A 12660-nucleotide genomic window follows, 5' to 3' on the forward strand; every position below is an offset into this window, starting at 1 on the left:
CGGCACAAAGATAGGTTGGTTAGCTCATCCTACGTGAATTCTTCATGAATTATCGTGATTGGAAGAAAACGGCTCCAATTCCCAATTTTGGAAAACCACTCCCAATACGGCTTTTGGCTTTATTAAAATTTATTAGCAAACAATATTTTATTTTACCAAATTACGATTTGTACCGTATTTTTTGATGTTGGCATACGTTTTTCTACCACTTAATGCTGACAGATTTTATTGGTATATCGATTGATACCTCAAGGATAAATATTTCGCCAAAACACTTATCGCTATGACTACTCGTAATAGTTTGCTTCTATTATTGGGGATTTTATTCTTTTGCTTTGATTCAAATCTAGCATTTGCTCAAACTGCTATTACCACGATCAACGTGGCAAGTACTGCCGCACCCGACAGCCAATACAATCAAGTAGCACCAAGTGATGCCAGCAATAGTATTTCGGCCAATACCACCTACACCGTAAGAAATGGTCAAGGCAACGATATGGCTGTTACGAGTTATGTTGTTGGGGGAAATACTTACAATAATTTTCTTGTTCCGGATACTGTGGCCCTTAGAAGAACCGATGGCAGCCGTTTCATCAATATTTGGTATTCACTAACTCAAATCAATACTGGCACTACTCCAAATCAACTGGACCTAGACCCGCGCGCGGTTGAAGATGCAGATCTTATTTATAAAACCAGAAATATAAACGCTGGCTACGATAACATTTTAGTAAATGATGATGACCTCGCTGCAGGAAGTATTCAAGCTCAAACCGAAAGAGTCGATATCATTTGGCATACGGGCATTGTAACATGTGAGCCGGCAAATGCTGTATTTCCTGTAGTAGAAAGAGGCGGCAATGACAACATTCGAGTTGCGGCTATCACCTCCTTAGATGAATTTGGAAATCCTTCAGGCTATACGCCAACCGTACTTATTTCAAGTTCCGACTGGAGCGGAAATGGAGTGACCTTTAACAACTACCTGATTCTCAGAAGACAGACTTTAGGCCAAGACCCTCTTCCCTTACTTAACATCGGTACAATTGTAGGCCAAGCCGCACAAACTGTACAAGGTGTAGCCGTTTCGTTTACTGAATTGGGAATTCAACCGAATCAAGTAGTTTATGGCTATTCAATCTTTGCTTCTGATACGGATGAAAACACACCAGGTATAGACTTAACAAACATCAACACCTTCCCAACCAATACTCAATCTTCAGTGAGTGGGCTTGACTTAGTTGCCGGAGTAACCGCTGCCGTTTCTTCAGATAATTGTCTTAGCCAAGCGATTGGCCCTGGTGGCTACAAAGCGGCTTTAAGCACTTGGCTGAAAGCCAATGTTGGTGTTACATCTTCAACAGATGGAGGAACCGTTACAGATTGGCAAGACCAATGGGTTGGCGATCATGATGCCAATAGCGGTTCGGGAACTGCCATTTATCGCAGTACTTCAAGCAGCATCAATTTTAACCCTACTGTAGATTTTGGTTCTGGGTCGAACACACTAAACATTGACAACAATACTGACTTTAACACCGCCAGTGATTATTCTTCTAAAGGAATCAATTTGGCATTTAGAACAAGCTCCAGCGATATAGCTAGCAGGCAGGTAGTGTATGAACAAGGCGGAGGAAGCCGTGGAATGAACATTTACATACGCAATGGCGACCTACATTTAACGGCTTGGAACCGAGCAAACGATGGCCCTGGCTCGCCATGGAATGACGGTTCAACTCAAACCATAAGCACGCCAATCTCTTCAAACACGGAATACATTGTTACGCTAGAATATTTAGGAAACAGCACTTCTTCAGGAACGATCAAGGCCTACTTGAACGGTCAGGAGATTGGCAGTTTAACAGGCGTTGGTTTGTTATACAGTCACTCTGGTGGAATCGAAATTGGAGGATCTGATGGAGGATCGAGATTTGATGATGGCAACGACAACAACACCAATTCCTACTTTGGAGAAATTAGCGAATTTATTTATTGCAATGAGCCAGGAAGTTTCACCACCGTTCAACGTAATAAAACTGAAAGCTATTTGGCAATTAAATACGGTATTACCTTAAATCAAGCCACTCCTTATAATTATGTTAACTCATCAGGCTCTATCATTTTCAATGCAACCAGCAGTGCTGCCATTGGTGGTTATTTAGAATACAATAAAGACATTGCCGGTATTGGCCGTGACGATAATTCAGCCTTAGAGCAGCAACGTTCAAGAAGTGAGAATACAGGTTCTGTAGTAACGGTAGACCATGGTAGTTCTTTTAACAGCAATAATTCATGGATGGTTTGGGGAAATAATGGTGGACTAACTACAGATACCGAAACTACAAATGTGCCTGCTTTGATCTCACAACGTGTGGAAAGAATATGGAGAATTGCCGAAACCGGAGAAACAGGAAACAACAGCATATCATTCGACATTTCTAATTTGAGTATTTCCGGAAGCCCTCAGGCTTCAGACTATAGCTTATTGATCGCGAATAATGAATCAAATGGTGATTTCAGTTCGGCCAGTATCATAACCGGTGGTAGCTTAGTAGGCAATACGCTCACCTTTTCCGATGTCGATTTATCGAATGGTCAATACTTCAGCTTGGGCACTTCCTTTATTGATTGCGCCCCAGGAAATGTAAGTTCGAACTTAACTCTTTGGTTAAAAGCCGATTTAGGAACCAACACCATTGTTAATGGTGCTAATGTTTCCAGTTGGACCGATCAAGCTGGCAGCAATAATGCTACAGCACCCTCTGGAGATGAGCCTAATTTTGCTTCATCTTCCATTAATTATAACCCTTCTCTCAATTTTGATGCAGCCAATACTGAAGAATTGACTGGAAATGGAGGTTTTAATTCTTCTGCCTATTATATAGTGCTCAATACCGACCAAACCTATAATAATGCGAGTACGAGCGAATTGTTAGTGGTTGAATTTGAGGTACCAGCAACCGCAACAAATCAATTTGGAAGCTTACTCTTTGGCTCTGCCACAAGCGCTTATGAATCTGAAGTTGTAACACATGCCATTGGCGGCACCGGCACGCGCTGGAGAAGAGGAGTAAGCCAAGCCAGTTTCGGCTCTTTAAATATTGACAATACTTATCTGTTTGGAATTAAGAACAACTCCGGAAATAACAGTACTGAAATGTTTATCAACGGACGCAACTATGCCGACCTAAACAGTGGCACATTTTTGACTTCTGCAGATGCTGCTTATCGCATTGGCGGCAACTTAGACGCTAACACATTCCTTAGCGATAACTTCGATGGACAAATTGCCGAAATTATTTCCTTCTCTGCCAGACCATCGGATGCTGATCATGCAAAAATTCAATCGTATTTGGCTTTAAAATATGGCATTAGTCTTAACCAAACCACAGCTCAAAATTACGTGAACTCTGCGGGAAGCTCCATTTGGAGTGCCTCCTCTAACGCTAGCCACAACAATGACATTGCAGGAATTGGAAGAGATGATGGTTCATGTTTAGAGCAGAAGCAATCGAAAAGTGAAGATGATGACAGTATTGTAGCCATAGGTTTAGGGGGAATTTATGCTAGTAACATGGCCAATACCAATAGCTTCACTGCGGATAATTCGTTCTTGATTTGGGGAAATGATAATGGAGACATAAATCAATCCGGCAGCAATACTTCTGATATACCTAGCGGAATAACGGAACGTATGACTCGCGTTTGGAAAGTTCAAGAAACGGGTTCCGTGGGTAATACTTCAGTCTCTTTCGATTTATCAGGTTTGGGATATTCTTCAATAGCTACTGATTTTCATCTGTTGGTTTCATCTAGTTCTACTATGGCAAGCGCTGTTTCTATTCCTGGCGGCACTTTAAATGGAGATGTGATTACCTTCAATAATATCGATTTTGAGAATGGGGACTTTTTCACTTTGGGAACCGCAAGAGAAGCTTGTGGACCTGGTGGCGTGACTGCAAACTTAGCTCTTTGGTTAAGAGGCGATGCAGGAACTAACACCAGTGTAGATGGTGCTTCAATTTCCGACTGGGCAGACCAAAGCACTGCTGGCAGAAATGCTAGCGAAAGCGACCTTTCAGGTGCTTCGCCAGTTTTGCCTACTTACGAAACCAATGAAATCAACTTTAACCCAGCCATTAACATCAAGGACCCAGGTTCAAGCAACGCTTCTTACATGAAAACCACTAATGGTAATAATGTTTCAGATGACATGACCTTGATAGCGGTTTTTGAAACGGGACAAGCGGGTGGTTCTACTACCAATTTTGAGGATGCACCAGCAATTATTGGAGGAGGAGACTCAGGAGGAAGTGCAGATTATGGCCTTGGCATTTCAGGAGGAAGACTTCACTTTAACGCGGCCAACAATTCATCATTAAATGCCAGAACACCTTCGGGAATAACTTACAATAACTTTGAACCTTATATTGTTACAGGTACTCGCATACGGTCTAATTCTTCTGGATCCATTCAGCTTTATGTGAATTCAGCCAATGTAGCTTCTGGCACATCAACCAATACTTCCTTAACCGGCCCAGGTTCCTTTGGTATCGGAAACCAAGATGACGCCAATGTAAATTCTCAGTTCAATGGAAGAATTGCTGAAGCCATTGTTTTCTCAAACGACCTAACAGCCGCAGAAAGACAAAGAGTTGAAAGCTATTTGGCCATTAAATATGGTATTACACGCGCGGGAAGTACTGGCTTTCAAGATTACTTGGCAGCCGACAACGGTATTGTCTGGGATTGGGATGAGCAATTGAGCTATAGTCATGATATCGCTGGAATTGCCAGAGACGATAGTGGTTGTTTCATGCAAACCAAATCTAAGAGCGAAAACGATGATGCAATAGTTACCATGGAGGTAGCGGGAGCTCTTTCACAAAGTGATTCCTATATGCTTTGGGGTAATGATAATGTAGCGATTGAAGGTACACGAGCGGAAGGAAATACCGAATACAACACTTCGCAAGTTCATGGTAGGTTGTTTAGAGAATGGTATGTTCAAGAAACTGGAACAGTAGGTTCTGTAAAACTAACTTTTGACTTGGCGAGCATTAGTGGCCCTCTTGGTTCAGGAACCAACAATTTGAACCAATTGAGACTTATGGTGGACAACGATGGAGATTTCACTTCTGGCGTAAGCCTAATTTCTCCTTTGTCCATTAACTCGGTAGCCAAAACAGTTACTTTCTCAGTAAACTTTACTGACGGGCAATTCTTCACCTTAGGTTCTGTTGAAAACAGGTCGCTACCAATTACCCTCGTTTCTTTTGAAGCAGAAGTGAATTCTGATTACCAAGTGCTAACGGAATGGGTAACTTCTTCCGAAGAAAACAATGCTTATTTTTCGTTGGAAAGAAGTAATGACGGTTTGAATTTTGAAACTATTGCCACATTGCGAGGAGCAGGTAGCACTGAGAACATCAACTATTATGATTACCTCGATACGCGCCCGAATAAAGGCACAAACTACTATCGCTTAAGACAGACCGACTTAAATGGAAGTTCTACAACTTCGGAGGTAAGAAGAATCTATATTCCAGAAATCAATATTGTTCAGCAAGAATACAAGCTCTACCCTAATCCAGTTTCGGCTGGGCAGGCGCTAACCTTGGAATATAGAGTTTCACAGCAAACTGAAGTTGCCATTCATGTCAGGGATATGAGGGGTGTGAGTCACCATGAATTGACAACTACTTTAAAACCAGAAATGGGAAATGTGACGATTCCTACTGATAGACTATTATCGGGAATATATATCGTGGTAATTACTGACCTTACCAACAACAGCTCGAAGTCGTTTAAACTTATGGTTCAGTAGGGCATTTATAAACCGAAGAGAAAATGAGGCCTTTCATGCTTTCATCAAACTGAATGCGTGAAAGGCTTCTTCTTTCAAACAATTCGTGATAATCATAAAGCGTTCTGGATTCGATTTTTGATGCATATTGAAAAAATTTGAGCATCAATTTTATCAGAAAAGTATGGTTCGGTTTTCCTGTATTTTTGAACTCTGTAATTACCCAAAAACCATCAGGTTTCAGTTTAGCCTTCAGATCATCTACCACAATTTCCAGCCTTTCAGGGTTAAACAGATCGAGCACAAAATTGGTGATAATCACATCGAAAAGCCGATCGGGCACACAATCTTCTTCACCATGAATCAGCTCTACTTGCCATTTTGGGTCTAGCTTCTTTTGGGTAAGTGCCGTCATTTTGCTTGAAGCCTCAACATAAAACACCCTTCCATGGAAACCGGTAGCATACAGATCTGTGAGGATATTTCCCGTTCCACCACCTAAAATCAATACCTCTGCTTTTTTCGGAATCAGCGGTAAAAAATGCTTCTGAGCCAACCTCAATTTCTCCCCAAAAATGATTTTGGCCAGCAAATCGTAAACCGGAGCTACAAGGTTGAACGTATTCTTCACATCAAAAGACCTAATAGTGGAATAAAGAAAATGCCATCGCCCAATAAACGATAGCGGTCGTGTTTTTGGAAGTAAGTCTCGAAAGGAAGTAGAATAAAAAGTGTAAGGTTCATTCCGAAAAACACCAATTGAGAAGTGTTCCAAATCGGTTTATTGTGCGAAACCCATCCATAAATCAGCAATCCAAAGTTCAGTACAAGAATGAAATAAGCCAGAGCTTTTACAAAACGCTTTCCTCCCAATGTGGCTATGGAATGTATACCATCTGCACTATCGTTTTGGTATTCGAAAAGGGGAAAAATCATAAGGTTGGCAAATACAATTAGAAAGAATTCTATAAACACCAACCATTGATGGATTTTGTAAACGTCAATCAAGGATAAAGGCGCTACAAAAACGCCAACAGTGTAAATAACAGCGGCAAGCACTTCTTTATGCCAAGTTCTGCTCAGGTTCAACACGTGTAAAGTGCCCAAGTAAACGCCAACTAAACAAGCCAAACCTAAGCCCATATAGATGGTTTGCCGTGGCAAATACATCAGGTTAACCAAGCCAATCAAAAAAACGATAGCAGCCAGGCCTGTTAGTAAGTTTCTGTTTCGTTTATGGAATTCATGCCGTTTGTTGGTAGAAGTTTGGGTTGACTTTCGGGCATCCATCAAATGATCGACCGTGTAAATAAGCCAAATAGCCACAGCCAAACCAATCAACATGGAGACACTCAAATCCACCTGAAAGATTTTAGCCATAAAAAGGCTAGAAATCACCGCTCCTGCTGTAACATCTAAACTGAGGTTTTGAATAAATTGAATGACTTTAAGCATAAAAACCCTGATTCCGAAGGATCAAAATCAGGCTTTAAAGATAGGGCAAATCATACCACAACAATACTGTCTATAATGATTAGAACAAATTTGACCAATACCAGTCACGCAAATCAAGTAACATCAATAGTGATTTTTATCGTCTATATTGGCTTTATTAGTTCTATTAAAGAAATATATATTATTTACAACAAACATTTTTCTATGTAAAAGTTAAAAATGGACTGCTATCAATAGCTATGATTATGAGTACATCAATTGTATTTTTTGTAACACCCAATGATGCTAAAACTGACGAATTAGTTAGAAAAATTTGATGTCAAGATTCTGCTGATGGTTTTACGGATATCACAAGCGAAACATGTCATGAGGATGATGAAAGAACTACTCAAATATGTACAGTAATGAAAACAAGGCTGCCCGAGAGATAATTAGTTATGGCTAAACATCTTTAAGGCAGGCTTAAACACACACTTTGACTTCTATTCGATTTTATGCGAAACATTATTTTACTGACATTTTTGGCTTTATTTTTTGGTTGCCAAAAACAAGAAGTTAACGTCTTTGATTTTGACAATAAACACGATTCTATATTTACCCTTACTAGCAATAAAATAAACTTCGATGAACTTCTGATTCCTCTAAAGTTAGATATCAAAGAAGATATTCTTATTGTTAGAGAATCATCTAGAATTCCTCAGGACAGACCTTTCATTCATTATATAAAGCTACCTGACCTTAAGTATATACAAGCAAAAGGGAAAATGGGCTATGGCCCCTTAGAAATAACTGACGTAGATAAGTATGACCCAGGCTTCAACGATTCAATAATTTGGATTAATAGTGTAATCGACAAAACATTGTCTCAATTCTCATTACACAACAACTTTCCACTTCCCGAGGTAAAATTAAAGCTACCTAACACAATGCAAGTGGCAAATTATGTGCTACTAGGGTCAGATAGTACCTATATATGTATGATAACAACTGATGCCTACAATTTTGTAGAATTCGACAAGAGAGGTAATCGAACGAATGGATTTGGTTTAAAAGAACCTATTAAAAGGCTTGCTAATGATGGATCTTCATACCTTAACAATTATCTTATTTCTCGCATTAACGCAGGAAAATTCGTTAAAGACCCATACAGCCAGCTATTTGTGCAGTCATCTCTATACAGAGATAGGCTCTCATTATTTGACAACGAATCGAAAGAAGTCCTCTATATTCATGGACCAAGATTGGAAATACCCGAGTTTGAAATTACCGGCTCGGGCAACAATACTGGAATCGCCTTTTCAGCCGAACTAGACTATGCTCATCGAGATGTTACTTTTGGCCCCAAATACATTTACGACCTATATGGCGGATTTAGCGAGATAGATTACCGAAGGGATGGCATAATGGCCAAAACAGTCTATGTAATTACAAAAAAGGGCGAGGTACTGTACAAGCTAGATTTAGACCGATCTGTAATAAATATTGCCGTGGACGAAACCCTAGGCAAGATATACGGCATTACAACCGATGAAAATCCGGGCATAGCAGTATTCGATATACCACAAGAACTGCTGAACCTATTGGCCAACTAAAAGAAAAAAACCTGATTCCGAAGCATCAAAATCAGGCTTTAAAGATATTTCAATTCGCATTTTAGCCTAAACACTTTCGTAATCGATTTATAAAATCCCGACTTATTGTAGTGAGTTTTTAAACCAGACAAAATTGAACTACATTAATAGTTATGAATGTAAAAAGTCAATTCATCTGTTTATTTATACTCACCATTATCCTTGTTTCCTGCCAACCTAGAGAAAAAAATCATTTCGATTTTGAAACAAACGGCAAACCTATTTTCAAGCTCACCAATAGCAAAGTCCACATACCAGAATTAATCATGCCTTACAAAATTGAGCGTAAGGATAGTTTTTTGATTGTGATTGAGTTGTCAAGGATTTACGAGGATAAACCACTCATTCACATCATCAATCAAAAAGATCTAAGCTATCATTCTGCAAAAGGCAAAATGGGAATTGGCCCCAATGAAATTACAGATGCACATTTATTTGATCCTGGCTTTTCCGACTCTACATTTTGGGTAAATAGCACCATTAGCAAAAGGATGGCTGAATTTTCCATTTATGATTCATCTAAACTTTCGATATCTGAGTTCCGTCAACCACAAAGCATGTATCCCGCCATCAATATGCAATTAATAACAAACTCAAGTTATTTATGTGTAATGGCTGCAGATTCTAATAAGCTCGTTGCCTTTAATCGTAAAGGAGAAAGACTTGAGGGTTATGGCCAATGGGAATCTCTGGAAAGTAGCGGTATTAAAAGCAATGGAACAGTAGTCAACAATTATATCATATCCGAAATCAACTCTGGCTGGTTTAAACGATCTCCATTTGACCAACTCTACGTAAAAGCCAGCATACACCGCGATAGACTCGATATATTCGACTTTGAAATCAAACGCTTTATAGAATTAAATGGCCCAAGAATGGAACTCCCAGCATTTGAGATTGCTGGGTCAGGAACAAACACCGCGGTAATCATAGATGAAAACAATGCCTATGGACATAGAGACGTTGCTTTTAGTAAAAACTTCATCTACGACCTGTATGGAGGCTATTCTGAGCAAGAATATAGAAATGATGGAATTCTTGCTAAAACAATATATATAATTTCAAAAGCTGGAGAAGTCAAATTTCAACTCAATCTAGATTGCTCCATTCAATGCCTAACAGTAGATGAAAATCTTGGCAAAATATACGGCATTACAACCGATGAAAATCCGGGAATTGCGGTATTCGATATGCCACAAGAACTGCTGAACCTATTAGTCGAGTAGAAACAAAAAAACCCTTCTGATTTCTCAAAAGGGCTTTTATATATGATTTTGTGAATCTTATTTATCAGAAGCAAGCGCTTCTGCACCACCAACAATCTCGAGGATTTCCTTGGTAATGGCTGCCTGACGAGTTCTATTGTACATCAATTTCAAGTCTTTCAACAACTCACCTGCATTATCAGTTGCTTTACCCATGGCAGTCATTCGAGCGCCATGCTCAGAAGCATTAGATTCTAATACAGCCTTGTAGAATTGAATCTTCAATGATTTAGGAATCAATTCCTCTACAATAAAGTCCTTAGAAGGTTCGAAAATGTAATCAGTGTTAGTATTAACCTCAGATTCTTCAATTTCAGCTTGAACGATAGGTAAGAATTGCTCAGCTCTTACAACTTGAGTAGCCACATTCTTAAATTCGTTGTATACCAAAATCACTTTATCGAAATTACCTTCTTCAAAGCCCTTCATGGCAAATTCTGCAGCTTCCTTCACTTTATCAAAGCTTAGGTCGCCAAACACATCCCAATAAGAATTGATGATGTTTACATTCTGCTTTTTGTAGAAGTCGAAAGCTTTTTTACCAATCGGCATAATGTGGAAACTAGCTCCTGCATTTACATTCATGTAAGCTCTCACCCCTTTAATAATGTTAGAGTTGAAAGCGCCACAAAGGCCTCTGTCAGAAGTTACAGGTACAATAAGTACATTCTTCACTTCACGCTCTTCAGCATAAGTGTTCATCGACTCATCGCTAGTTCCTGAAGATACATTGGCAAGAATTGCAGCCAATTTTTCAGAATAAGGTCTTAATTGAATAATCCTATCCTGGGCTCTTCTCAACTTTGCTGCCGCCACCATTTTCATGGCTCGGGTAATCTGCTGAGTTGAACTAACCGACTGTATTCTCTCCTTTACTTCCTTTAAATTCGCCATCTATAGAGATTTGGACTTTTTGAAATTAATATCTGCTTGCTAAGTCTTTCGCTGTCTTTTCGATAGCTGAAGTAGCAGTATCGTCAAGCTTACCAGCTCTTAAAAGGTCTAGAGCTTCTTTCTGAGAAGTTCTCATAATTGTTAAGAACTCTTTCTCAAACTCTTTCACTTTTTCTACAGGAACAGCATCCAACATACCTTTAGTAGAAGCGTAGATAATGGCTACTTGCTCTTCTACTGATACTGGAGAATACTGACCTTGCTTCAATATTTCTTGGTTTCTTCTACCTCTATCGATAGTCAATTTAGTAGCTGCGTCAAGGTCAGAACCGAACTTGGCAAATGCTTCTAATTCACGGAACTGAGCTTGGTCAAGCTTCAAAGTACCCGCTACTTTTTTCATTGACTTGATTTGTGCTGAACCACCTACACGAGATACTGAAATACCTACGTTAATCGCTGGACGCACACCAGAGTTGAAAAGGTTAGTTTCAAGGAAAATCTGACCGTCAGTAATTGAAATTACGTTGGTTGGAATATAAGCAGAAACGTCACCTGCTTGAGTTTCAATAATTGGAAGGGCTGTTAATGAACCACCACCTTTAACTTTTCCTTTCAATGAAGGAGGAAGGTCGTTCATGTCAGCTGCGATCTCATCGTTAGCGTTGATTTTCGCTGCTCTTTCCAAAAGTCTTGAGTGCAAGTAGAAAACGTCACCAGGGTAAGCCTCACGTCCTGGAGGTCTTCTTAAAAGAAGAGAAACCTCACGGTAAGCTACCGCTTGTTTTGAAAGGTCATCATAAATTACCAAGGCAGGTCTTCCTGTATCTCTGAAGTACTCACCAATGGCAGCACCGGTAAATGGAGAGAAGAATTGCAATGGAGCCGGATCAGATGCAGAAGCTGCCACAACAACAGTGTAGTCCATAGCACCACCTTTTTCAAGAGCGGCAACCACACCAGCAACAGTAGAAGCCTTTTGACCTACAGCAACGTAGATACAGAATACAGGCTCACCTTTTTCGTAGAACTCCCTTTGGTTCAAAATGGTATCGATAACTACAGCAGTTTTACCTGTCTGACGGTCACCAATTACCAATTCACGCTGACCTCTTCCGATTGGAATCATAAAGTCAATCGCTTTGATACCTGTTTGAAGAGGCTCATTTACTGGCTGACGATAGATAACACCAGGAGCTTTTCTTTCCAATGGCATTTCGAAAGTTTCGCCTGAGATAGGACCTTTACCATCAATTGGGTTACCAAGGGTGTCAACCACACGGCCAACCATTCCTTCACCTACCTGAATTGAGGCAATTGTACCTGTTCTTTTAACAGTAGCGCCTTCTTTGATCTCGCCAGAATCTCCAAGAAGTACAGCACCTACGTTGTCTTCTTCAAGGTTCAAAACAAGGGCTTTAAGTCCGTTTTCGAATTCAAGAAGTTCACCCGATTGCGCTTTAGACAAGCCGTAGATTCTGGCTACACCATCACCTACTTGCAATACGGTACCTACTTCTTCTAATTCAGCTTCTGATTTAAAGTTTGAGAGTTGTTCTCTCAAAATTGCTGAAACCTCATCAGGTCTTACATCTGCCATTTTCTGATA

Annotated in this window: 7 protein-coding genes; 3 read left to right on the top strand and 4 right to left on the bottom strand. The window is 39.9% G+C overall.

The features are described from left to right. The first annotated feature begins 283 nt into the window (after positions 1-283). Positions 284-5827, top strand: a complete 5544-nt coding sequence (locus ACXACJ_RS18795; protein WP_475135960.1) for a DUF8202 domain-containing protein — start codon at positions 284-286, stop codon at positions 5825-5827. On the opposite strand, the gene ACXACJ_RS18800 is transcribed toward ACXACJ_RS18795, so the two are convergent. Together ACXACJ_RS18800 and ACXACJ_RS18805 are read right to left on the bottom strand one after the other, a co-directional pair. Continuing rightward, positions 5814-6437, bottom strand: a complete 624-nt coding sequence (locus ACXACJ_RS18800; RefSeq protein ID WP_475135961.1) for a class I SAM-dependent methyltransferase — start codon at positions 6435-6437, stop codon at positions 5814-5816. The genes ACXACJ_RS18795 and ACXACJ_RS18800 overlap by 14 nt on opposite strands. Beyond that, on the bottom strand, positions 6434-7261 hold the full coding sequence (locus ACXACJ_RS18805) for a UbiA prenyltransferase family protein (RefSeq protein WP_475135962.1): 828 nt from the start codon (positions 7259-7261) through the stop codon (positions 6434-6436). The genes ACXACJ_RS18800 and ACXACJ_RS18805 overlap by 4 nt, the downstream gene beginning before the upstream one ends. A gap of 494 nt (positions 7262-7755) precedes the next feature. Here ACXACJ_RS18805 and ACXACJ_RS18810 point away from each other — a divergent pair, with 494 nt between their 5' ends. Together ACXACJ_RS18810 and ACXACJ_RS18815 are read left to right on the top strand one after the other, a co-directional pair. Next, complete coding sequence (locus ACXACJ_RS18810; RefSeq protein WP_475135963.1) at positions 7756-8853, top strand: BF3164 family lipoprotein; 1098 nt, start codon at positions 7756-7758, stop codon at positions 8851-8853. A 152-nt stretch (positions 8854-9005) separates the two neighbouring features. Continuing rightward, positions 9006-10118, top strand: coding sequence for a BF3164 family lipoprotein (locus ACXACJ_RS18815; protein WP_475135964.1), 1113 nt, complete (start codon positions 9006-9008; stop codon positions 10116-10118). Positions 10119-10175: 57 nt separating this feature from the next. Here ACXACJ_RS18815 and atpG read toward each other — a convergent pair whose 3' ends face one another. Together atpG and atpA are read right to left on the bottom strand one after the other, a co-directional pair. Next, a complete protein-coding gene (atpG, locus tag ACXACJ_RS18820) occupies positions 10176-11051 on the bottom strand; it encodes an ATP synthase F1 subunit gamma (RefSeq protein ID WP_475135965.1) in 876 nt (291 codons plus the stop codon). 25 nt (positions 11052-11076) lie between these two features. Further along, positions 11077-12651 (bottom strand): F0F1 ATP synthase subunit alpha, encoded by a 1575-nt coding sequence (atpA, locus tag ACXACJ_RS18825; protein ID WP_475135966.1) that lies wholly within the window; start codon positions 12649-12651, stop codon positions 11077-11079. Between the last annotated feature and the right edge of the window lie 9 nt (positions 12652-12660).

This window comes from Roseivirga sp. AWQ4_251, assembly GCF_056158225.1.

What these genes read in the sequence shown, in the direction of transcription:
- atpG (WP_475135965.1), bottom strand. Translation starts at nt 11,051, where the DNA reads ATGGCGAATTTAAAGGAAGTAAAGGAGAGAATACAGTCGGTTAGTTCA.
- ACXACJ_RS18795 (WP_475135960.1), top strand. Translation starts at nt 284, where the DNA reads ATGACTACTCGTAATAGTTTGCTTCTATTATTGGGGATTTTATTCTTT.
- atpA (WP_475135966.1), bottom strand. Translation starts at nt 12,651, where the DNA reads ATGGCAGATGTAAGACCTGATGAGGTTTCAGCAATTTTGAGAGAACAA.
- ACXACJ_RS18815 (WP_475135964.1), top strand. Translation starts at nt 9,006, where the DNA reads ATGAATGTAAAAAGTCAATTCATCTGTTTATTTATACTCACCATTATC.
- ACXACJ_RS18805 (WP_475135962.1), bottom strand. Translation starts at nt 7,261, where the DNA reads ATGCTTAAAGTCATTCAATTTATTCAAAACCTCAGTTTAGATGTTACA.
- ACXACJ_RS18810 (WP_475135963.1), top strand. Translation starts at nt 7,756, where the DNA reads ATGCGAAACATTATTTTACTGACATTTTTGGCTTTATTTTTTGGTTGC.